This window comes from Streptomyces sp. NPDC004542 (genome assembly GCF_040610035.1).
Lineage (GTDB): Bacteria > Actinomycetota > Actinomycetes > Streptomycetales > Streptomycetaceae > Streptomyces.
This window is the reverse complement of the sequence record NZ_JBEXLP010000028.1, coordinates 23408-43127: the sequence shown is the minus strand read 5'-3', so window position 1 is coordinate 43127 and position 19720 is coordinate 23408. Positions and strand designations below refer to the sequence as shown.

At 69.5% G+C, this 19720-nt stretch carries 23 protein-coding genes and 1 pseudogene; 12 read left to right on the top strand and 12 right to left on the bottom strand.

Annotated elements, in window-relative coordinates; genetic code table 11:
• Window positions 1-78: 78 nt before the first annotated feature.
• The 4 genes from ABZX30_RS17770 to ABZX30_RS17755 all read right to left on the bottom strand — a co-directional run bounded on the left by ABZX30_RS17770 (window position 79) and on the right by ABZX30_RS17755 (window position 4731).
• Complete coding sequence (locus ABZX30_RS17770) at window positions 79-486, bottom strand: hypothetical protein (RefSeq protein WP_355934415.1); 408 nt, start codon at window positions 484-486, stop codon at window positions 79-81.
• Window positions 483-2903, bottom strand: a complete 2421-nt coding sequence (locus ABZX30_RS17765) for an AAA family ATPase (RefSeq protein ID WP_355934413.1) — start codon at window positions 2901-2903, stop codon at window positions 483-485. The genes ABZX30_RS17770 and ABZX30_RS17765 overlap by 4 nt, the downstream gene beginning before the upstream one ends.
• 954 nt (window positions 2904-3857) lie before the next feature.
• A complete protein-coding gene (locus ABZX30_RS17760) occupies window positions 3858-4469 on the bottom strand; it encodes a DUF6879 family protein (RefSeq protein ID WP_355934411.1) in 612 nt (203 codons plus the stop codon).
• Complete coding sequence (locus ABZX30_RS17755; RefSeq protein WP_355934465.1) at window positions 4462-4731, bottom strand: hypothetical protein; 270 nt, start codon at window positions 4729-4731, stop codon at window positions 4462-4464. Before ABZX30_RS17755 ends, ABZX30_RS17760 begins: the two co-directional genes overlap by 8 nt.
• Before the next feature lie 237 nt (window positions 4732-4968).
• Here ABZX30_RS17755 and ABZX30_RS17750 point away from each other — a divergent pair, with 237 nt between their 5' ends.
• Both ABZX30_RS17750 and ABZX30_RS17745 read left to right on the top strand, forming a co-directional pair.
• Window positions 4969-5379, top strand: coding sequence for a hypothetical protein (locus tag ABZX30_RS17750; RefSeq protein ID WP_355934409.1), 411 nt, complete (start codon window positions 4969-4971; stop codon window positions 5377-5379).
• The gene (locus ABZX30_RS17745) at window positions 5376-7520 is read left to right on the top strand and encodes a tetratricopeptide repeat protein (protein WP_355934408.1); all 2145 of its coding nucleotides are present in this window, start codon (window positions 5376-5378) and stop codon (window positions 7518-7520) included. The genes ABZX30_RS17750 and ABZX30_RS17745 overlap by 4 nt, the downstream gene beginning before the upstream one ends.
• Before the next feature lie 195 nt (window positions 7521-7715).
• Here ABZX30_RS17745 and ABZX30_RS17740 read toward each other — a convergent pair.
• From ABZX30_RS17740 to ABZX30_RS17730, 3 genes and pseudogenes are all read right to left on the bottom strand, one after another.
• A pseudogene (locus ABZX30_RS17740) lies at window positions 7716-8009 on the bottom strand (ATP-binding protein); the annotation flags it as partial.
• A gap of 101 nt (window positions 8010-8110) precedes the next feature.
• Window positions 8111-8350 carry a DUF6087 family protein gene (locus ABZX30_RS17735; protein ID WP_355934406.1) on the bottom strand — a complete coding sequence of 80 codons (240 nt, stop codon included), beginning with the start codon at window positions 8348-8350 and terminating at the stop codon, window positions 8111-8113.
• A 70-nt stretch (window positions 8351-8420) separates the two neighbouring features.
• Window positions 8421-9791, bottom strand: a complete 1371-nt coding sequence (locus ABZX30_RS17730; protein WP_355934405.1) for a Tat pathway signal protein — start codon at window positions 9789-9791, stop codon at window positions 8421-8423.
• Window positions 9792-9950: 159 nt separating this feature from the next.
• On the opposite strand from ABZX30_RS17730, the gene ABZX30_RS17725 reads away from it, so the two are divergent.
• The 5 genes from ABZX30_RS17725 to ABZX30_RS17705 all read left to right on the top strand — a co-directional run bounded on the left by ABZX30_RS17725 (window position 9951) and on the right by ABZX30_RS17705 (window position 13673).
• On the top strand, window positions 9951-10217 hold the full coding sequence (locus ABZX30_RS17725; RefSeq protein ID WP_355934404.1) for a putative ATP-grasp-modified RiPP: 267 nt from the start codon (window positions 9951-9953) through the stop codon (window positions 10215-10217).
• Between the two features lie 3 nt (window positions 10218-10220).
• On the top strand, window positions 10221-11222 hold the full coding sequence (gene tgmB / locus ABZX30_RS17720) for an ATP-grasp ribosomal peptide maturase (protein ID WP_355934402.1): 1002 nt from the start codon (window positions 10221-10223) through the stop codon (window positions 11220-11222).
• Window positions 11200-12399, top strand: a complete 1200-nt coding sequence (tgmC, locus tag ABZX30_RS17715; protein WP_355934401.1) for an ATP-grasp peptide maturase system methyltransferase — start codon at window positions 11200-11202, stop codon at window positions 12397-12399. The genes tgmB and tgmC overlap by 23 nt, the downstream gene beginning before the upstream one ends.
• A 207-nt stretch (window positions 12400-12606) precedes the next feature.
• Entirely contained in the window at window positions 12607-13491 is an 885-nt protein-coding gene (locus ABZX30_RS17710) for a helix-turn-helix transcriptional regulator (RefSeq protein WP_355934399.1), read from the top strand.
• Window positions 13488-13673: a DUF397 domain-containing protein gene (locus tag ABZX30_RS17705; RefSeq protein ID WP_355934397.1), complete on the top strand. Its 186-nt coding sequence runs from the start codon at window positions 13488-13490 to the stop codon at window positions 13671-13673. The genes ABZX30_RS17710 and ABZX30_RS17705 overlap by 4 nt, the downstream gene beginning before the upstream one ends.
• Window positions 13674-13812: 139 nt before the next feature.
• On the opposite strand, the gene ABZX30_RS17700 is transcribed toward ABZX30_RS17705, so the two are convergent.
• A complete protein-coding gene (locus ABZX30_RS17700) occupies window positions 13813-14466 on the bottom strand; it encodes a class I SAM-dependent methyltransferase (RefSeq protein ID WP_355934396.1) in 654 nt (217 codons plus the stop codon).
• Window positions 14467-14544: 78 nt separating this feature from the next.
• Window positions 14545-15045: a hypothetical protein gene (locus tag ABZX30_RS17695; RefSeq protein ID WP_355934394.1), complete on the bottom strand. Its 501-nt coding sequence runs from the start codon at window positions 15043-15045 to the stop codon at window positions 14545-14547.
• Window positions 15046-15354: 309 nt separating this feature from the next.
• Between ABZX30_RS17695 and ABZX30_RS17690 the strand changes: the two genes are divergently transcribed.
• Genes ABZX30_RS17690 through ABZX30_RS17680 form a run of 3 tightly spaced genes read left to right on the top strand, consistent with a single transcriptional unit; the run spans window position 15355 to window position 16957 of the window.
• Window positions 15355-15606 (top strand): hypothetical protein, encoded by a 252-nt coding sequence (locus tag ABZX30_RS17690; protein ID WP_355934392.1) that lies wholly within the window; start codon window positions 15355-15357, stop codon window positions 15604-15606.
• A complete protein-coding gene (locus tag ABZX30_RS17685; protein ID WP_355934390.1) occupies window positions 15581-16096 on the top strand; it encodes a DUF6879 family protein in 516 nt (171 codons plus the stop codon). The genes ABZX30_RS17690 and ABZX30_RS17685 overlap by 26 nt, the downstream gene beginning before the upstream one ends.
• Window positions 16097-16102: 6 nt before the next feature.
• Window positions 16103-16957, top strand: a complete 855-nt coding sequence (locus tag ABZX30_RS17680) for a helix-turn-helix transcriptional regulator (protein WP_355934389.1) — start codon at window positions 16103-16105, stop codon at window positions 16955-16957.
• Window positions 16958-16970: 13 nt separating this feature from the next.
• Here ABZX30_RS17680 and ABZX30_RS17675 read toward each other — a convergent pair whose 3' ends face one another.
• From ABZX30_RS17675 to ABZX30_RS17665, 3 genes are all read right to left on the bottom strand, one after another.
• Window positions 16971-17225: a hypothetical protein gene (locus tag ABZX30_RS17675; protein ID WP_355934387.1), complete on the bottom strand. Its 255-nt coding sequence runs from the start codon at window positions 17223-17225 to the stop codon at window positions 16971-16973.
• A complete protein-coding gene (locus ABZX30_RS17670) occupies window positions 17225-17578 on the bottom strand; it encodes a hypothetical protein (protein WP_355934386.1) in 354 nt (117 codons plus the stop codon). Before ABZX30_RS17670 ends, ABZX30_RS17675 begins: the two co-directional genes overlap by 1 nt.
• A 219-nt stretch (window positions 17579-17797) precedes the next feature.
• Window positions 17798-18283: an ATP-binding protein gene (locus tag ABZX30_RS17665; RefSeq protein ID WP_355934384.1), complete on the bottom strand. Its 486-nt coding sequence runs from the start codon at window positions 18281-18283 to the stop codon at window positions 17798-17800.
• A 208-nt stretch (window positions 18284-18491) separates the two neighbouring features.
• Here ABZX30_RS17665 and ABZX30_RS17660 point away from each other — a divergent pair, with 208 nt between their 5' ends.
• Both ABZX30_RS17660 and ABZX30_RS17655 read left to right on the top strand, forming a co-directional pair.
• A complete protein-coding gene (locus ABZX30_RS17660) occupies window positions 18492-19367 on the top strand; it encodes a helix-turn-helix transcriptional regulator (protein WP_355934382.1) in 876 nt (291 codons plus the stop codon).
• Window positions 19364-19573 carry a DUF397 domain-containing protein gene (locus ABZX30_RS17655; RefSeq protein ID WP_355934381.1) on the top strand — a complete coding sequence of 70 codons (210 nt, stop codon included), beginning with the start codon at window positions 19364-19366 and terminating at the stop codon, window positions 19571-19573. Before ABZX30_RS17660 ends, ABZX30_RS17655 begins: the two co-directional genes overlap by 4 nt.
• The last annotated feature ends 147 nt before the right edge of the window (window positions 19574-19720 follow it).

The following is a 19720-nucleotide window of genomic DNA, read 5'->3' as shown; positions in this document are numbered from 1 at the left end:
GTTCATCCAGAACGATAGGGGGCGCCTCCGACATGGGGCGCCCGGAGGGGAGTGCGCACCGGGACGCGTCACGCGTCCTCAGGTGTCTCCCGCTGCCGTGACGGACGCCCTGTCCGGTCCACCGCGCAAGGCCGCGAGGAGAGCGGTGACCTCCAGCAACCGGGTGTGGATCTCCGCCGGCGCCGGGGGCAGCTCGTACGTGCGGTAGTGGCATGCAGCGCTCAGCGCCGACCAGGTGGTGCGGCACCGGCGGGCGGTGTCGTGTCCCGCGTACCACTCCAGGCACAGCATCCGGTGCTTGCCGATCCGCGTCATCGACGGAGTGACCCGCTGCCAGTAGGCGTCCAGGGCCTGGTCGAGCGCCATGCGGAGCAGGACCGCGGCGGCACGGGCGCGCAGGCCGGGGGCAAGGGTGTTCACGGTGCCGGGCTCGCGCAGCAGGAGACGGGCGGCGGCGGTCACGAGGGTCTCCGGGGACGCCTTCATCGGGCACCCCCGGCGTTCTGACTCCCGCTGCCGCTCCGGATGGCCGTCGCGAGCACCTTGGTCCGGCGGACGAGACTCCTGCGGTCGTCGATGGTCGGCAGGGACGTGTGAGCACCCGAGTTGAAGGTCTCGATCAGCGTCCAGCCGCCGGGACAGATCCGCTCGACGGCCGCACGGGCGTGCTGCTGCTCGTCGCCGAGCAGGGCGAGGGACACGTACGACTTGGTGCGGTCGAGGGACTGGACGCGCTCCTCGACCGCCCGCAGCCCGAGCCCCTGCTCGTCGCGGAGCCTGCGTCGCGCCGTCTCCAGGCAGGCGGCCTCCACCGCCACCCGGCACATGGCGGGCAGCACGTGATCGGCCACGGCCTGCGGCAGGTTGGGGTCCAGGGAGATGGCCCGCGCCTCCGCGAGAGCCTGTTCCACCGGGTCGGTGAGAGCCTCCACGCCCACCACCGAGTCGGTCTGGCGGCTCACGCGCAGGACGGTCGCCTTGATGCCGAGGTGCGCGACAGCCTGCCGGAGCCGGGTGTCATGGGTGAAGACGATCACCTGCCTGTCCCGGGCGCAGGCGTCGAGCACCCGGGCCAGACCCTCGACCTTCTCGGGGTCCATGGACTGCACGGGGTCGTCGATGACGAGGAAGCCGAACGGGCTGTCGGCGTGCGTGGCACGCGGCAGGAACAGGGAGAGCGCGAGGGAGTGCAGCTCGCCCTGGCTCATCACGCTGTAGGCGGGCGCGGACATGTCGTCCACGGAGACGTCGAGGACGACCTTGCCGCGGCCGGGGGTGCCGGCGAGGGTGACGGATCCGAGCGTGACGCTGCTGTGCTCGCACAGCAGCTGCCACACCTCCTGCGACCGCCGGGCGAAGGGCCGCAGCCGCGCGTCCCGCAGTTCGTCGATGATCGGCCGCAGCCAGGTCCGCGCCTTGCGCGCGTGCCTGCCCCGGTCGAGTGCGGCCTCCTTCGCCTCCGCAGCGCCCAGCCACTCGGCGAGCCGTACGGCGAACGGCTGCCAGGCACCGTCGTGCTCGGCGAGCCGCCGGGCCGCCTCCTCCCGCACCTGCCGGCACGCGTCGTCCAGCGCGGCAGCGGCACGCTCGAGGCGGTCCGCCAGCTCCCTGGGGTGGGTGATGTCCCGGCACCGGGTCCACTCCTGCCACACCGCCGCAAGCGGGGAGGAGGGCTCGCCCCGCAGCCACACCGGGACCGGCTGTACGAGGCCGTGGCCGGCCCGAACCGAGACCGCCACCTCCTGCCGGGCGGCCTCGGCGTCCGCTGCGGCCGTCTGGAGTCGCTCCACCTCCGCCCGTGCCTGCTCGGCCCACTCCCGGTCGAGCCGGTTCCCGGCTCCGCAGACCGGGCAGTCCGCGTTCCGGGAGCGCCGCTGGTGCTCGATCGCGGCCTCCAGCAACCGGGCCATGCGACGGGCCTCCTCGGCAGTGCCGTACCGGACCTCCTCCGCACGCGCGGCGGCCTCCCGCAGTCGGGCGACAGCACCACCGACCTCCGCCAGGTCCGGCCCGGTGAGAGTCGCGTGCCGCCGCAGCCGGGCCAGCTCCGCCTCCGCGGCGGGAGCACGGCTCTCCAGCAGCGCACGCACCCGGCCGAGATCGGGCTTCGCTCCCGACAGCGCCTGGACCGCCTCGCGGGCCCTGGGGTCGTCGAGCGCGCCCAGATCGCCGAGGAGCCGCGCGGTGAGCGCGTCCGTGCGATCGACCGTCTGCTTGCACTCACTCACGGCGTCCTTGACCCGGCCGTCGAGCTCGGCGAGCAGTTCGAGCCCGAGGAGCTTGAAGAAGGCGTCGTGCAGCCCGCCGAGCGTGCCGTTGATCATCGAACCGAGTTCGCTGTACGGCAGGAAGGGCCGGGCGAGATCCAGCGCCTCGGCGTCGACGACCTCCTCCAGCTTCCGCTCCGAGCCGTCCGCCCCCTCGACCCGCGTGCGCGCCTCGTCGACCTTGGGCCCGTGCCAGGTCCGCCGCAAGGTGACGGCTTCACCCTGCTCGCCGACGGACAGCACGACGGAGACCTCGGGGGTGACGTCGGGACTGTGCAGGTTGCGCCAGCCCTTCTGCCAGTCGGTGGCCCGCCGCCCGTCCCACCGGGAGTTGCGGCCGGTCAGCGCGGTCTCGGCGGCCTCGGCGAAGCTCGACTTGCCGGAGCCGTTCGGCCCCGCCACGACGACCAGGCCGGGTCCGGGCGGCAGTTCGAGGGTGGTCCGCGGTCCGATGCCGCGCCAGCCCGCCGCGGTGATGGACCGGAGCTGCACGGGTCCGGTTCGCCCTCCGCTGCTCCTGGCCGCCTCGTCGGGGACCAGCTCGTGCAAGAGCTCCTGCACCTCGGGGGCGAGGCCGGAGTGGTGCAGCCGGTCGAGGAGGAGATCGCGCAGGGACGCGGGAGGCTGATGGGTCATGGTCGTTCCCCGTTGTGTGGGCGCGGCAGGAGGGGCCACGCGGGCTACTGATGCGCTTTGTTGGCACCTCAAGCATGAGGATTCGCTGTTAGCACTGTCAACGCGTTGGCAGGATTCTCGTTATTCGAAATTGTGTACGCGTGGGGAGTCCCGGACCGGCCGATCGAGGCCGCTGAAGTGACCGCATGCCCCCGCGCACCTGCTGATCATCGGGGATCGCACCGCCCTGAGCTGGGTGATCACCGAGCAGCGGACGGCGTTCCCGGCGGGCCGGTCGAAGGCGGCACGCACGTGGGAGGAGGAAGAGGAGGTCTTCCCCTGCACCACACGCGGATGCTTCCGGAATCCGACACGGGGCCTGCGACGGGTCATCGGCCGGGCGACGATCGCCAGTCCCGTACGCGTTTCCTGGATGGCCAGCAGCGACTGACGGCGCTCAACATCGGCCTGTGCGGGTCCTTCACAGCGCCCCTCCCGCGTGCGCTGTCGCTTGTCGAGGACCGCGTGGACAGAGCGGCGAACCCGCAAATGAGGGAACCCGAGAACATCGCGAAGCAGGCCGGCCTTCCGGCCGCCTGGTTCCGGAAGCACTTCGACTCGGATACCTCACGCGAAAGCTGGCTGAGGGAGTACGACGCCACCGGCCTGCCCGCGGATGTGACCGGGTTCCCGGCGTTCTCCGAGGCCCGCCGTCCGCGCATGCGTCAGCGCCTCGCGGCACTCTTGGGCACGGCGGCTTCCGTGGAGCAGGCCAGGCCGGGGACGCGCCGGATGACCCGATCGCCGTACCGGACGACGAACCGGAACCGGGTAACGAGGGGCTGTGAATCGGCATACCTGCCACATGGGGCGGCCAGAGGGCGGAACAGGGAGGTCGGTTCCCGCCGTCCTGTTCCGCCCCGCCCGGCTGCGCGGCAGCGACCGGCACCGAACGTGGGAGTGCCGGCACTCTGCTCAGTAGGCGACTGCGGGCGGGGCGAGAGGAATGATCTCCCTGTCGAAGAAAACGTGGAAGTCGTCCCCGCGCTCGTACAGTGCGTCGAACCCGGCCGATGTATCCCGGATCAGTGCTCGATCGGTGAAGCGATTGGCACCCATCGCGTTCCCGTCATCGTCATAGAGCACCTCGTACATGGCGACGTCCCCGAGGATCACCACCTCAGGAACAGGGCGGTCCTTCTCGATGTCCGAGATCTTGCGGGCATCGAGCACTCTGATGTTGTCGCCCAACTCCACGCGCAGACGCAGGACGTAGAGCTCCCATTGCACATACGGAGTCACCGGGAACTCCACCACGCGAAGGCGGCGCTCGAGAATGTCCAGCCGTGTCGCCTCGCGGAATTGCCGGGCGTAGACATCGCGCTTCTCCTGGATGAGGGACAATGCACGATCCCATTCGCCGGCGGCGAAGGCTTCCCAGCTGGCGAAGCCGCGTTCTTTGAAGTTCTGCCCTCGCTCCAGCTTGTTCAGGCAGCGAATTCCGCTCTCGTAGACCCGGCGGAAGTCCGCATGGTACGTGCGGCGATCCATGCGTTCGGAAAAACCACGCGGGAAGGAGTCAAACATTCGGGATATCCGGTTTCGCCGCAATCAACATGTTCCTTGGAATCACTACAAGTCGTTCGTCCGCTCCGACAGAGACTCCGGCCGGCAGCTTGCCGCCCAGGGACTCCGTGAGATCACGGCCGATGACGACGATGTCCCCGTTCTCGAGTTCCCAGATGTCGGGGCAGTCGGGATTGTCGGTCGTGTTTCCCAACTCCTGCGGTGATTTCCCCAGGCGCCGTTTGAACGTCGTGGCCGGATCGGCTTCCCACGGCCTCGTCATGGCCATCGCCCCCTCGATTGGGCCAGAGTTCCATTACTGTAGCGCTGCGCGTATCGGCTTGGCCATGCCATAAGTGGACGTGTTGAAGTGTTGCGCGGATGACTCCTTGTTGTTCCATCCGACTCAAGGGTGCGACGATGAGTAGTGGTCACGAAGCAGCACGGTACCAAAGCGCGATAATGCGGACTATTCAACATACAGTCTGAAGATTTGGAAGGTTTTGGGTAGGGGAGGACTGTGGACCCGGAGACAGCCTTACTCGCGCAGAGCGCGGGAGTCCCACTGGTCACCTTGATGGCAACCGACGCCTGGGAGCGCACGCGAGAGGGGATCACGCAACTGTGGCGCCGAACGCAGCCGCACCGTGCCGAGGCTGTCGCCGCCGAACTGGAAGCCACCCGCGAAGATGCTCTGGCGGCCGGCGAGGCCGACGACCAGGAGACGCTCGGCGAACTGCACCTGGAGTGGCAGGGACGGCTCCGGCGTCTGCTCACCGCCCAGCCCGGCGTCGCTGTGGAGCTGCGTCGACTCCTCGACGAACTTGAGCCGAGGGGCGCGACGGGCCTTGCCGTCAACCAGCACGCGAGCGCGTCCGGCCAGGCCCGGATCTATCAGGCCGGACGAGACCAGCACAACGCGGAGCGATGACAGGCGCGATGGACGGCCACGCCGAGCATCGTGGCCGCGTCTACCAGGCGTCAGGCGACCAGCACATCAGCGAACACCACCACTACGGCGATGAGCCGGCCGCGCCCGGCGGCCCCGACTCTGTGCGCCGTCCGGCAGTCGGTCGGCCCCCGGTCGTTCTGCGCGACCGCACCGAGGTGCTGGAACGGCTGCGAGAAACTGTGCGGGCGGGGCGTGGGGGCGAGGTCTACGTGCTGTACGGCATGGGCGGCTGCGGCAAGACCGCGGTCGCCTACACGTTCTTCCAGATGGCAACCAACGAATGCGGCAGGGTTGGCCTGTGGGTCGGCGCCTCCGACCGCGCGAGCCTGCGTGCCGGCATGCTCGCCGTGGCGGCCGACCGTGGTGCCGGCGACGGCGAACTGCTGGCCGCACGCAACGGACTCCGCCCCGCCGCCGATCTCGTCTGGCAGTATCTCGACCGCTCCGCCGAACCTTGGCTGCTGGTGCTCGACAACGCCGACCAGCCCGAGATCCTCCGGGACGGCAGCTGGCTGCGCACCAGTCCACGCGGCACGGTGCTGGTGACCACTCGCCGCTCAGCCGCCCGCTGGTGGCCGGGGGCAGAGCTACAGCACATCGGCGTACTGCCGCGTGAGGATGCCGCGCGGGTGCTGTGCGATCTCGCTCCTCACAGTGGGACACAGGAGGAGGCGGCGGAGATCGCGGAACGGCTCGGCCGGTTGCCGCTTGCCCTCACGCTGGCAGGCGGCTTCCTTTCCCAGCAAGTGCTCGATCCCTGGACGATGGAGACCTACGGGCGCCGTCTCGAGGAAGGGGAAGGAGTCGAGCTCATCGACCAAGGCGCCGACGCCCTGTCGGAGGAGGATCCTCGGCACCTGGTCGGCCTGACGTGGCAACTGACACTCGACGCGTTCGAGGACCGAGGGCTGCCCGAAGCGACCATGCTGCTGAGGCTGCTGGCTCGCTTCGCTCCCGAGCCGCTGCCGCTGTCCCTGCTCAATCGGGCCGAGATCAGCGGCGTCCTCCCCCATGCCCGTTGCGAAACCGCGCTCAGGGCGCTGCTCGACCAGTCGCTGACCGAACTGGTCGAAGTCGGTGTGCGATGCGCACAGAGTCACGGGGTGCTGCTTGACAGCGTCGCGGCGGCGACCCCGGCGCAAATGGCCCCGGTTCTCAGCACTACAGCGGTCCGATTGGTCGACGCGGCCGTGCCCGACGTGCCCGACGCGGGCCCATACGATCCGCTGCTTCGACTGTTGGTGCCCCACGGGCTCGCCCTGCTGCGGCGCGCCGGCGACCCGCCGACATCGGCTGACGCACTGGCCGTGGCGATCAGGCTGTCCATCGCCCTGCACCGCACGGGAGACTACCTGTCCGCCTGGGAGACTGCCCGGGCCGCTGCGGACCTCGGCGAGCGGCGGCTCGGCGCGGAGCACCGTCTCGTACTGGCCGCCCGCTCCAGGGCCGGACGCGCGCTCTTCCGGCTGGGCAAGTACACCGAGGCCGAACCGCTGCTCGCGCGCGTCCACGCGGCTCAGCAGCGACTGTTCGGGGCCCACGACCCCGACACCTTGGACAGCAGCCACGGCCTTCAACTCGTGCTTGGAAATATCGGGAAACGGGACGAGGCCATCTCGCTCCTCCGCGCCACGATCGCCGGCAGGCGAAGGGCACTGGGCCCTGCCCACCCCCTGACATTGCGTTCGCGATCAAGCCTGCTCGTCCTGCTCTCTGCGTCCGAGATCGTCACCGAAGAAGACAGCACGCTGCTTTCCCTGCCCGCGGAATGTGTCCGCCTCCTCGGCCCCGACCACACCGTCACCCTGGGCGCCCACCACAACCACGCCTGGGTCCTGTACCTACTGGGGCGTTTCGACGAGGCCGACAAGGAGATACGGCTCGTCACCGAGGCGTACCGGCGACGCTTCGGCCCCGACTACCCGATTGCGCTCTCGGCTCAGCAGCTTCTGTCCCGAACCCAGGCTGCACGGGGCCACGTGGAAGCAGCGATCGAGATGATGACGGATGTCCTGGCCAGGCGGGAACGCGGCCTGGGGTCCGACCACCCGTTCACCGTTGCCAGCCGGCAACTGCTGAGCGATTTCACGTCGGGGCAGTGGCGTCCGCCCGGAGCGTGACGGGTGCCCGACGTCGCTGACGGCCGACGAGGAACCCCACTGTGGCCATGGGTGTTCTCCTTCACTCCGGGCAGGGTGGCCGCCTGCCGCGTCACCTGCGGAGCACGCCTCGGACTGGCGGAGTGGCTGCCTGCTGAGGACGCGCGGGACCTGACCACCGGCCATGCGAAACAATGCGCCGGTTGTTACGAGGAGGAGTTGCCCGCCCTTGGCGTCGGTGACCGCGATGCGGAGGAGGCCGGTGGTCATGGTGTCGAGGGTGAGGGCGAGCCGGAAGTCGCGGCCCTGGACGCGGCCGTGCAGGGCCGCGTTGGCGGCGAGTTCGGCGACGATCTGCTCGGCTCGCTCTGTCACATCGGGTGACAGGTCCCAGGCGGGGAGCTGGGTGGTGGCGAGGAGGCGGGCGAGGCGGGCGCCTCGGCGGGTGGAGGACAGGAGCTGGGCGAACCTGGCCACGGTGCTCAGCGGTTGGGGAAGGGCTGCGCTCATGGGGCCACCGTGGCGGGCGCGTGGGGGCGCGTTCCAGGGACAAGACCCGTACGGTGCGTCAACGTACGGGCACACTCTGGCGACGGGCGCGTGCAACCGCCTCAACCGGGGGTGGCGGAGTCGTCGTCGCTGTGAAGTTCGTTCACCCACTCTTGGGCTGCCGTGAGGTTCGGCGCCGTGCCGACCACCTGGTACGCGAAATCGTCCCACTCCTCCAGCACTCGCGGCCCGTCCGGCCGGAGGTGACCGGCCCCGCCGTGGAAAGGCCGGTGGCGCCGGAAGATGTCCATCGGCGGGCGGCGCCGCTTGCTGTACGCGGACAGAGGGTCGTCGGCATCCACGCGTGGGACCGCGCGGGATGGCTGGTTCGGGGGTCCGGGTCGGCGGTGCTTGCCCATGCGCTCGATGGTCTCAGGCCGCGATCGTGGTCGGCCGGGCGGCGGCAAGATCCCGCGCCCGCGTCCGTACGTCCTCGGCCTCAGCGGTCTCGTACGGCCGGGCGGCGTCCAGCAGGGTGTTGAGCCGGGAGACGACGAGCGCGGAGTCGATGCGGGCGGCGTCGTCGAGGGCCTGGTGGGCTGCGGCGGCCCCTCGCTCGACCTCGCCCTCGTCGAACAGAGCCGCGGCCAGGCCGACGCGGTCCATGACCTTCACCCGCTCGAACCCGGGCCTCCTGAGCCTCAGCGCGTCCTCGAAGTGGACGCTCGCCACGCGGGACCCCCGGTCGAGTCCGGCGAGGTCACGGGCAGAAACCGCGCGGGCGCCGGCGTGCTCGGCGGCGTCGAAGTGGCGCACCCACGTCGGAACGTCGTCGCCGAGGCCGTCCACCAGGAGTTCGTCCGCCCGGCCCAGGTACTGCTCGGCCAGGCGCTCCTCGCCGAGGGCCGCGTGTACCCGGCCGGTCTGGGAGGCGACCAGCGCCTTCGTCGCCGGCAGCTTCGCCTTCCTCGCGGCGACGCGGAGGAGGCCAAGGGCGTCCTCGGGATGCCCGAGATAGATCATCTGGTGCGACATGCGGGTGACGATCTCCACTCCGCGGTCCGGCTGTCCGGCCTCGCCCGCCGCGTACGTGCCATAGCTCCAGTACCGCTGGGCCTGCGGATACCGGCCGCAGTCGTGGCTGACCCACCCGGCCAGTGCCGCCAGGTCGGCGGTCGCCGCGAAGACCCGCGCGCGGAGGGATGGCGGGACGCCGTCCTGGATGCGGCGGGCGACCTCCGCGAGTTGGGCGACGATCGCCGACCCGTACAGGCCGCCGCCCTTGGATGCGTCGGCCTTGCTGAAGAAGGCGGTCACCTCTTCCAGCGCGCTGACGGTGTCGGCGTCGAAGCCCTTCGTCTCATGGTTCAGTGCGCGGGCGGTGCCGCCGAGCATGCGCTCGGCGGCGAGGATCAGCGGGGCGCCGAGGGCGAGCTTGAGGGTGTCACGGCGGTTCATGAACAGGTCCATCTGCGTCCATCCGGCCAGTGTCTGGGCGGCTGCCTCGGTCAGCAGCGGGAGCTGAATGCTATCCAGCACCACCCCGGTACCCGTCAGACCGAGATCACCGGGCGTGAGCGGCTGGCCGACCGCCTCGGAGAGGACTTCCGCGAGCAGTGCGGGCACCGGCGGGCGGGGCTTCTCCCCGTCGATCCAGCGCCGGATGCGGGTCGCGTCCGGCGCGATCTGCCGGTGACCTCGGACTTTGGCAACTGCGGCGATGCGCCGGGCGATCTCCCCATGGGACAGGCCTGTCGCCGCGATCCACAGTGCCAAATGCGGGTTGCCGGATCCGCTGACCATCACTGGTGCGCCCTCCCCGTCCGCCGTATACGGAGCGTGGCGATTTCGCCACGGTTCGCGACCCCTACGGTACTGGTCATGGTGGGTGCGGGACAGCGATTCTGCTGAGGCGGCAGCCGCCCGGCTGACCACTACCGGCATAAGGGGAGAGGACAACGCATGGCGACACGTGCACCCGAGGTTCCGTGGGCGATGCGGCTGGTCACCGACCGGCTGCCGGTCGGCCCGCCGGCGTACGCGACGGTGACGCTCGATGCGACCACGCAGACCGCCCGCTACGCCGACATCGCCGGTCGGCCGGTGGAGATGGGCAAGCACGGCACCTCCAAGACGACCGGCACCGCCTCGATGTCCGGGGGCGGCGACGGGCAGAACCCGCAGCCGCAGACCCAGGACGACCACACCACCGACTACGAGTCGGACTGATCCATGGCCTCCACCGTCCTGGTCGTCACCGCGCTGGAGGACGTCACCGCGGACCGGGTCATCGCCGCGCTGCACGAGCGCGAGGTGCCCGTCGTACGCATGGATCCCGCCGATATCGGGCCCGCCCTGACCTTCGGGTTCCGTATCGGCGTGGACAGCCCCACCTGGGGCGGGCGGTTACGTACGGCGAGCCGGGAGGTGGAGCTGGGGGAGGTGGCGGCGGTCTACTACCGCCGCCCCACCCCGTACGCCGCTCGGTACGAGCACCTGCCCGCCCGGCAGCAGCGGGAGTTCGCCGCCGCAGAGGCGAGGCACGGGCTCGGCGGCGTCCTCAACGACCTGCACGACGCGCTGTACGTCAACCACCCCTGTGCGGTGACCCGCGCCGACTTCAAACCCGCCCAGCTCCAACGCTTCGCCGAGCTCGGGCTCCGGATTCCGCCGACCCTGGTCACCAACGACGCGGAGGCCGCGCGGAAGTTCGCCGCCGACCACGGGCCCGTCGTCTACAAGACGTTCCGCGGCCTGCCTCGTTCCGAGGACGGCCGCGCCGGGGCGATCTGGGCCCAGCGCGTCGACCCCGACACCTTCGACGACTCGCTCGCGGTGACCGCGCACCTGTTCCAGGCCGAGATCCCCAAGACCGGCGATGTGCGGGTGACCGTGGTCGGCCGCCGCGTGTTCGCCCAGCGGATCGCCGCCCCGGACCGCGCGCTGGACTGGCGCCGGGGCGACTGGGACGACCTGATCCACGCCCCCATCACGGTGCCCGCCCCGATCAAAGCGGCACTCCATGACTACCTTGCCTCGTTCAGTCTGGCCTTCGGCTGCTTCGACTTCGCCTTGACCGGCGACGGGGACGCCCCGGAACACTGGACCGCGATCGAGTGCAATCCGAACGGGCAATGGGGCTGGCTGCCCGACGCGCCGGCCATCACCGCGGCGTTCGCCGACATCCTGACCGGGAAGGAGGTGGCAGGCGATGACGATGCCCGCCGACCTTGAGACCGACGCCGCGCGGCTGCGCAAGGCGATGGCCAATGCCCTCGCCCAGGACGGCGTCCTGACCGCCCCAGGATGGCGGGCGGCTGTGGAGACGGTGCCCCGGCACCGTTTCGTGCCCGGCTTCTACCTGCCCGCCGGCGAGCGGGACGAGCGGGGCCTGACCGTGTGGGAGCCGGTCACCGCCGAACTCGACCACGCCCGCTGGTTGGCCGCCGCGTACTCCGACACCACGCTCGTCACACAGTTCGACGGCGACGAACCCGACTGGAAGCGGCCCGCCGCGCGGCACGGAGGAGCGCCGACCTCCTCGTCCACGCTGCCGTCGCTCGTGGTGCGGATGTGGGTCGACGCCGATCTGCAAGACGGGCACACGGTGCTGGAGATCGGCACCGGCACGGGCTACTCGGCCGCGCTCGCATGCGAACGCCTCGGTTCCGCCGACGTCACGAGCATCGAGGTCGACCCCCACCGGCTCGACCAGGCCGCCGGCACGCTGTACGGCTGCGGCTACACGCCGACCCTGGCGGTGGCGGACGGGCTGTACGGGTACTGGCCGGAGGCGCCCTTCGACCGGATCGTGGCAGCCTGCTCGTTCCGCGCCGTACCACCCGCGCTCATCGCGCAGGCGCGGCCGGGAGGGAAGATCCTTCTCACCCTCTCGGGCTGGCTCTACGGATACGCCCGCGTCCTGCTCACGGTCGCAGGAGACGGCACCGCCGAGGGCCGACTGCTGCCCGGCACCGTGTCCTTCATGTCCGCGCGGACGCACGCGGCCCCGGCGTTCGGCAATCCCGCCCACTGGGCCGCGGGCCTGCCCGAGAAGGGCCGTACGGCCCGGTACGGCCCAGAGCGGATCACGGCGGCGACCGAAGAGGCGTTCCACGTGCGGTTCCTCGCCCAAAGCGCGGTGCCCGACGCGCAGATGGTCACCATCGGCGAGGTGGTGCACCTGGTGGACGTCGTCACCGGCTCAGCCGCCACCCTTGCCCCCGACGGGGAGGGTTGGGCTGTGTGTGAGGCCGGACCGGTGCGGCTGTGGGAGCGGGTTGAGCGCGTTCTGGACGACTACGACGCGGCCGGCGCTCCGGGGCCGGAGACCTTCACCCTGCACGTGTACGACGGCGGACAGCGTCTGCGGCACCCGCAGTTGCCCGACCTGCCGCTGCCCAGGCTTTGAGAGCCCGCAGGCTGCGGGCTCCGGGACCCCTGGTGGTCCGGGAATCTTCGAGACCTTGCGGGGGACCTGGAATGCGGTGCGTACGCTGTGTCAGCGTACGCACACTTTCTGTGGATCGTACGCGAGGCCTTGCGTCACGCTGGGTGCCGTCGGGTGTGGGGCGACGGACAGTGCGTGACGTAGGTACGGAACGGGAGGTGGCCGCGTATGACGGGCGGTATCGACATCATGGCCGATGACAGCGACGGGGAGCCGGCCGGCGGTGAGCCGGATCGTGAGCCCGATCCCTCGGACAGTCTGCGGACGTTCGGGGCGGTGGCCCAGGCGCTGCGCGAGCACGCGGGGTACAGCAGGGCCGAGTTCGCGGAGCTGGTGCGGTACTCCAAACACACGGTCGCGTCCGTGGAGTTGGGGCGACGGCTGGCGGACGAGGCGTATGTGGAACGGTCGGAGGAGCTGCTGGGGAACACGGGGGCGTTACGGAAGTCGTCGCAGTACGTGACGCGTGGGCGAGGGGATGTGGGACTGGCGGCTTGGTTCCGGCAGTGGGCTCGGCTGGAGCGGGTGGCGGTGAGCCTGTACACGTACGAGTGCCGGTTGGTGCCGGGGTTGTTGCAGTCGGAGGGGTATGCGCGGGCCCTGTTCGAGAACCGGCTTCCGCTGCTGACCGAGGAGCAGACGGAGGCCCAGGTCGAGGCGCGGCTGGAGCGGCAGCGGATGCTTCACGACCGGCCGACGGTGCCGTTCCACTTCATCGTGGAGGAGTCCGTGTTCCGGCGCAGGCTGGGGGGTCGTGACGTGCTGCGGGGGCAGTTGGACCTCGTGCTGGAGCTGACGGCGCCGCCCAACGTGATGCTCCAAGTCATGCCGACCGAGGCCGAGTTCCATGCCTGCATGGACGGTTCGGTGCAGCTGTTGGAGACGCCGGAAGGGCGGCGGCTGGCGTACTCCGAAGGGCAGGAGAACGGCCGGTTGATCTCCGACCGCAAAGAGGTGCGCACCCTCCAGCAGCGCTATGACACACTGCGCTCGCAGGCCCTGAACCCCCAGGACTCGCGGGGCCTACTGGAGCGACTGCGAGGAGAACTATGAGCACGACGGAACTCGCCTGGTTCAAGTCCAGCTACAGCGGCAGCTCGGGTGACAGCTGCATCGAGATCGCCGTCACCGAACAGGCCATATGCGTCCGGGACTCCAAGGACGTGACTCGCCCGCACTTCGCTGTGGGGCGTGCGGAGTGGGCGCGGTTCGTTGGGTTCGTGTCGGAGGTCTGAGCGACTCACGGGGGTGGCGCTCAGGAGATCTTGCGGAGCGTCATCGCGCGCATGTCGACCTCGCCCGGGACCATTCCGTGGACCATGAAGTGGCCCCGGTCGGCTACGGAGGATGCCGGCCGGGGCCGTGACGCGGCTGTCAGGCGCGAGCCTGGACGATGAGCGTGCCGATGTGCCCGGCTTTCGGGGCGTCCACCACCGTCGCCTCAGCAGAGGTGAAACCAGCCCGGAGCAGGTGCCGCTCCCACACCGCGGGCTTGTAGCTGTACCGGTACGTGAACATGGCCTTCCCCGCGAACCCGCCCTTGTACATGCCTTGCGGCCCGTAGGCGCCCGGGATGGCCGGCGGCTGGGAGAACACGAAGACGCCGCCCGGGACGAGGTGCTTGCGGACGAGGGGGAAGAGGCGGGACGGGTCGGTGAACCAGGCCGCGCCGAAGACGGAGTACACGGCGTCGTACCGCCCCTCGTCGGCGGCGAGCCAGTCGAGGATCTCTCCCGGCTCGATCCGCACCCCGAGCGGCGCCCACTTCTCGCCGGCGAGCGCCACCATGCGCGGCGACAGGTCGACCCCGGTGGCCTTGACGCCTTGTTGCGCGAGGTGGGCGAGGGCGCGGCCGGTGCCGCATCCGATCTCCAGCACGGTCTCCGGGCTGCCGAGGAGTTCGGGCCCGGGGCCGTGGCCGGCGTACTGGGTCCAGCAGAACGACGGCTCGGCGTCGTCCCTGAACGCGGACTCGGCGTAGGTGTCCCACAGTTCGGTCTCGGCGGCGATATCGTGCGGTACGGGCACAGCTGTTCCTCTGGTCGTCGGGATGCGGGAGCCCCCGCCCTCGGGGAGCCGTGAGGACGGGGGCGACTGTAGCCGGGCTCAGTGGCTGTCGGGGACCTTGTCGTCGCAGGGGGAGCAGTCCGTGCCGTCGATGGCCCACAGCTCCTCGTCGATGGCCCAGCCCTGGGAGCGGAGGAAATCGCCGGTGCGCACGCACATGCCGTCGCGGCGGCGCTCGATGAACGGGGCGTGGTGCTTGAACCGGCCTCCGTTGTAGAGGCGGCAGAGGCCCCACCAGACGGGTGTGTCGAGGATGAGCTGGTGGACGCCGATGTCGACGAGCTTGCCGACGCCCAGGTGGACGTCGGGGTTCTCGATGGAGCCCATGACGTACATGACGGCGTTGCCGAGGATCCGTTCGGCCATGTCGCGGACCATGGTGTGGTCGCGCAGGAGCAGGGAGACCTCGCGGTCCCACAGGCTCATGCCGGAGTCGAACACGTTGACGGTCAACTCGGTGATGTGCGGAGCGACCGCGTTGAGGAGCTCCTTCGGGTCCCGTGTGAGCGTCCTGGCGGGCGGTTCGAGTGTGACGGTCATTGACCTGCCCTTCTGGGATGTCGTTGCCGTGCTGTGTGGTGCAACCCGCCCGGTTGCTCGACCTGTCCAGAGTTGGGCAGCCGGGGGGGGCGGGAGTTCAGCCGCCCGGAGCCGTTCGCGAGGCCGCCGGGTTCCCTCGTCTTCCCTGACCGTAGGGACCCCTCATCGGCAAGGCCCACGAAGTTGCACCGAATTACACAGCAGTTTGAGGATGCTGTTCGCAAGCGACATGCGCTCTTGACCACGCGAAGCGTGCGCACGATGGTGGTGTAAATCGCTGCAACCGACTAGCGCGGGAGACCAGCCACCATGAACATTCAGTTCGTCGGGATCGACCCCGAGACAGACGAGGACGGATGCCCGACAGTCTGGGTGGACACCAGCACGGACGACCTGCTGATCCAGAGCTACCGGGCCGACGACGAGACAACCGCGACATGCGACGCGTTGTCCCCGGCGAGGGCGCCGATCCCGCCCGGCGAGACCGTCATCAGGATCCCGGCCCGTATGATCCCGATCATCAGGAAGGCATGCGATGAGCTCGATCCCGGAGTTCGCTGAACTCCTCGCCGACACCAAGCAGTCGGCCGCCCATCTGGAGATGCGGGACGCCTACTTCACCAACCCCCGCTTCGAAGCCTGGCAGGACGGGCGGCGCGTGGACTGGGACGACCGGGACTCCTGGTGGCGTCCCTACCACCAGAACGTCGCGGACGCCGTCGCCCGCGGCGTGCACGTGCGGCGCGTCAGGATCGTGTCCGAGCCGGTCACCGACTACATCGCGTGGGAGCACCACCAGACTCGCGCCAACGTGGAAGCTGGCGAGGAGGTGCGCTGGCTCCCAAGGCACCGCGCGTGGGACCTGCTCGTCCCGGGCACCGACCTGTGGATCTTCGACGGGCGGCTGATACGCGTCCACCACTTCTCCGGCGACGGCGAATGGGTCGGCAAGGAACTCTGCGACGAGCGTGGCACGGTTTCCCAGCACGCGTCCGCGTACGAACGGATCTGGGAACGGGCCACCCCCCACGACGAGTACGAGGTCAAGTAACCGTCCATGTCCATATTCCCCACGTCCAGCGTGCAGGAGGCACGGGCATCTCTCGCGGCCCGGCTGCGGGAGCTGCGCCTGGACGCGGGCATCACCGGCAAGGAGCTCGCCCGTCTCGCGGGCTGGTCCGTCGCCAAGTCGTCGAGGATCGAGAACGCCGTCACCGCGCCGGCCGACGCCGACATCCGCGTCTGGTGTGCGGCCTGCGGCGCGCACGACGAGGCGGACGACCTCATCGCGGCCAACCGGCAAGCCGACGCCATGTACCTGCAGTGGAAGCGGCTCCAGCGCACGGGCATGAAGCAGTTGGCGGAGTCCTCGGCCAAGCTGTACGAGCGCACCCGCCACTTCCGCGTGTACGCCTCCCACGTCGTGCCCGGCTACCTGCAGACACCCGGCTACGCGACGGCGCTGATGCGCACGATCGCGGACTTCCGTGGTACCCCGGACGACGTGGCCGACGCGGTCGAGGTACGTATGCGCCGTGCGCGCGTCATCTACGAGGGAGACCACCGGTTCGCGACCCTGGTCGAGGAGAACGTCCTCCATCACCGGGTCGGCGATCAGGACGTGATGTCCGGCCAGCTCGGCAACCTGCTGGCCGCGATGTCCCTGCCGTCCATGTCGCTCGGCATCATCCCGGCCACGGCCGCGCGGGAGGAGGTCATATGGCCGCTGGAGCAGTTCACGGTGTTCGACGACTCGCGGATCCATGTGGAGCTGCTCGCCGCGAAGGTGACCATCACGGCGCCGAGTGAACTCGACATGTACTTGCGGGCGTTCGCCCGGCTCACAGAACTGGCGGTGTACGGGGCGGACGCGCGCGCCTTGATCGTAAAGGCCATCGACGCCCTGGGCTGACCCCGGCCGCTGCTCACCGCTCGCCACCGCTGTGGCGGGACGCGGGCGGCAGCGACAGCACGTCCGGTACCGGCGGGAAGTGCGGGGCGCAGTCCCGGCACGCGTACACCGTGAATCCGGGACCGGAGCCCTGGTGCATCACCGAGACGACGACAGGCGTATCGGTGATCGCACAGCAGCGGACACACATACGCACCGGCGTACGCGTCCCACCCGGGACGGTCTCGGGGCCCTCGCTCGGCTCGTGCGGCTCGCTCTGCTCACTCATCAGGCCACCGCCTCGGCGCCGACCACATGCCGGTCAAGGTCGATGCCGAAGTCGGCGGCCAGGACCATGGCGACACGGCGCCGCCGCCGCGCCCGCTCACACGCCCGCTCGCGCTCCCGTTCGGCGAGAACGACATAGGGCCTGACCACAGCCGTCGTCTCGCCGGGCAACGGCTCTTCGACGCCGTACGGCGACCGCCGCAGCGGGGGCCACGACGCGGTCGCGCGGGGCGCCTCCGGCGTATGCGCGGCGGTCTGCCCGGCGGGGCGTGTGTCCGCCCGGCGCCTGCCGGTGCCGGGGGCGAGAACGGCCAGGATCCGCAGCACGAGGGTGTGGATAATGCTCACTGTCATCAGCTCCTTGGAGGCTGGTGGCCATGCCCCCGGACGTTCGCCGCGTCGCGGGGGTTCTTTTGTGCAGGGGAGGAGTTGGGCGGAGGTCTGGGAGGGGGCAGAGACCGTACGGGAAGGGGCCGACGTGGACCACGGGCGCGATGGAACTTGCCGGGTTCGAGTGCGGCTACAGCACAGGTGGCAGCCGTGTAGAGGTTCGCCACAACCACGATCGCCGCCTCAGAACATCGAACGAGTGCATGCGACGGTGCATCGCGCTTCGGCGCACGGCTCCTCCCGCGTCGCGGCAAGGCCAGCGACAGAGGCCACTTCTCTGCCGCTGATGGCCAGGTGAGCCCAGACTGTCTTGCCGGACTCTCGGGGTCGCACACCCCAGTTGTCCGACAGGGAGTCGACAATGACCAGTCCGCGCCCGCCGATGTCCTCGGGGTCCGCCTCACGCTTCTCGGGCGTCTGCCACTGGTACGAGTCGGAGACTTCGAGGATCAGCACGCCGTTGCGGCGCCTTAACCCGACCTCGAAGAATTCACCGATGCCCCTCGCGTGCTGGACGGCGTTGGTCGCCAGTTCGCTGATGATCAGCTCGGCATCGTCAGTGACTGCGGCGAGCTTCCAGTGAGTCAACGTCGCCTGTACGTGGCGTCGAGCCTCCGGCACGGAGTCTAGACGCAACCGGAACCTCTGGCTGTGCGTTCGTCCGGACATATGCCCCCCTGAGTGTGTGGACATGCGGAACCAAGGTCACCTTGTGTGCTCGATCAGGCACGAGTTGTGACGCAATGAAAGTAGCGCGGGACACAGGCGACTTGCAATCGAACCTCAATGCAAACTTGCAAGTTACTCAACGTGGCAACATGCTGGCGACCACGGCTCGTTGCCGTGCAGACTGGGCACAACGGAGAAAGGGGATGGCATGCCACCAGGCGGGCGGCCAACGGTCCGTAGTCGGCGGCTCGGCTCTGCGCTGCGCAACTTCCGCGAAGGCCTGAGACTTGATCTGAAGGACGCGGCCGAGGCCGTCGGTTGTTCGACATCCAAGATCAGCCGTCTCGAATCCGGCCAGTCGGCCCCACGCGTCGGGGACGTGCGCATCCTTCTGGATCTCTACCAGGTCGAGGACACCGAACGACGCTCCCAGCTTGAGTACTTGGCCCGCCAGAGCAACAAGCGCGGCTGGTGGGTGGACTACCAGACCACGATCACCGGCGGGTTTGCCGACTTCGTGACGCTTGAGGCGGACGCCTCCCTCATCCGCACGTGGCAGAACGTGTTCATTCCTGGGATCTTGCAGACTCCGGCGTACACCCGCGCTCTCATCGAAGCCGGTCCGCTCGTGGTGCCTGACGATCACATCGAGGAAATCGTCAAGATCCGGCAGGAGCGCCAGCGAGCGATTCAGGAAGCGGGGGCGCTGTTCGCCGCCGTCGTCTGGGAACCCGCGTTGACATCCCCCATGCCGGACCGTTCGGCTCACCGTGAGCAGCTTCAGCAAGTCATCCGGATCGCCCAACAGAAGAACACGACGATTCAGGTGCTGCCGCAGAACCAGTGGGGGCCGGCCAGGCTCGCGGGGCACTTCGTCACCTTCTCGTTCGGCAACGAGTCGGCGCCCGAGGTCGTGGCCATCGACAGTCTGAACAACACGGTCATCATCGAGGACGCGGACGAGTTGGCCAACTACGCGTACGTCTTCGACGCCCTTCGGTCAGCTGCCCTGAACCCCGAAGACAGCCTCGCGTTTCTCCGGACGGCAATCAGCAAGATCTCGCAGGAAGAAGAGGAAGAATGAGCAGTAACCGGGACGTTGTCACCACCTTCAAGAAGTCCTCGGCATCGCAGGGAGCGAACACGGACTGCGTAGAGGTGGCGCACACCGCCGACGGGGGACGCGCGATACGTGACAGCAAGGATCCCAGAGGGCCGATGCTCTTCTTCGCCCCCTGCGAGTGGGAGGCGTTCACCAGGGGAGTCAAGGGAGGGGAGTTCGGCGTATGAGCTGAGGATCCCCCAGCATGTGAGCCGCCCCAGCCTTCGCGGTCGGCCGGGAGAGCTGGGCGCGGTTCGTGCGGTTCTGGTCGGGTCGCTGAGCGGTTTGTGCCGCCCGCCGACTCCGGGATGCGGCAGGAGAGGCGGGCGGGACAC

Coding starts and splice junctions, on each gene's coding strand:
- ABZX30_RS17770 (WP_355934415.1), bottom strand. CDS start 486: ATGAAGGCGTCCCCGGAGACCCTCGTGACCGCCGCCGCCCGTCTCCTG.
- ABZX30_RS17765 (WP_355934413.1), bottom strand. CDS start 2,903: ATGACCCATCAGCCTCCCGCGTCCCTGCGCGATCTCCTCCTCGACCGG.
- ABZX30_RS17760 (WP_355934411.1), bottom strand. CDS start 4,469: ATGTTTGACTCCTTCCCGCGTGGTTTTTCCGAACGCATGGATCGCCGC.
- ABZX30_RS17755 (WP_355934465.1), bottom strand. CDS start 4,731: ATGACGAGGCCGTGGGAAGCCGATCCGGCCACGACGTTCAAACGGCGC.
- ABZX30_RS17745 (WP_355934408.1), top strand. CDS start 5,376: ATGACAGGCGCGATGGACGGCCACGCCGAGCATCGTGGCCGCGTCTAC.
- ABZX30_RS17730 (WP_355934405.1), bottom strand. CDS start 9,791: ATGGTCAGCGGATCCGGCAACCCGCATTTGGCACTGTGGATCGCGGCG.
- ABZX30_RS17725 (WP_355934404.1), top strand. CDS start 9,951: ATGGCGACACGTGCACCCGAGGTTCCGTGGGCGATGCGGCTGGTCACC.
- tgmB (WP_355934402.1), top strand. CDS start 10,221: ATGGCCTCCACCGTCCTGGTCGTCACCGCGCTGGAGGACGTCACCGCG.
- tgmC (WP_355934401.1), top strand. CDS start 11,200: ATGACGATGCCCGCCGACCTTGAGACCGACGCCGCGCGGCTGCGCAAG.
- ABZX30_RS17710 (WP_355934399.1), top strand. CDS start 12,607: ATGACGGGCGGTATCGACATCATGGCCGATGACAGCGACGGGGAGCCG.
- ABZX30_RS17705 (WP_355934397.1), top strand. CDS start 13,488: ATGAGCACGACGGAACTCGCCTGGTTCAAGTCCAGCTACAGCGGCAGC.
- ABZX30_RS17695 (WP_355934394.1), bottom strand. CDS start 15,045: ATGACCGTCACACTCGAACCGCCCGCCAGGACGCTCACACGGGACCCG.
- ABZX30_RS17690 (WP_355934392.1), top strand. CDS start 15,355: ATGAACATTCAGTTCGTCGGGATCGACCCCGAGACAGACGAGGACGGA.
- ABZX30_RS17685 (WP_355934390.1), top strand. CDS start 15,581: ATGAGCTCGATCCCGGAGTTCGCTGAACTCCTCGCCGACACCAAGCAG.
- ABZX30_RS17680 (WP_355934389.1), top strand. CDS start 16,103: ATGTCCATATTCCCCACGTCCAGCGTGCAGGAGGCACGGGCATCTCTC.
- ABZX30_RS17675 (WP_355934387.1), bottom strand. CDS start 17,225: ATGAGTGAGCAGAGCGAGCCGCACGAGCCGAGCGAGGGCCCCGAGACC.
- ABZX30_RS17670 (WP_355934386.1), bottom strand. CDS start 17,578: ATGACAGTGAGCATTATCCACACCCTCGTGCTGCGGATCCTGGCCGTT.
- ABZX30_RS17665 (WP_355934384.1), bottom strand. CDS start 18,283: ATGTCCGGACGAACGCACAGCCAGAGGTTCCGGTTGCGTCTAGACTCC.
- ABZX30_RS17660 (WP_355934382.1), top strand. CDS start 18,492: ATGCCACCAGGCGGGCGGCCAACGGTCCGTAGTCGGCGGCTCGGCTCT.
- ABZX30_RS17655 (WP_355934381.1), top strand. CDS start 19,364: ATGAGCAGTAACCGGGACGTTGTCACCACCTTCAAGAAGTCCTCGGCA.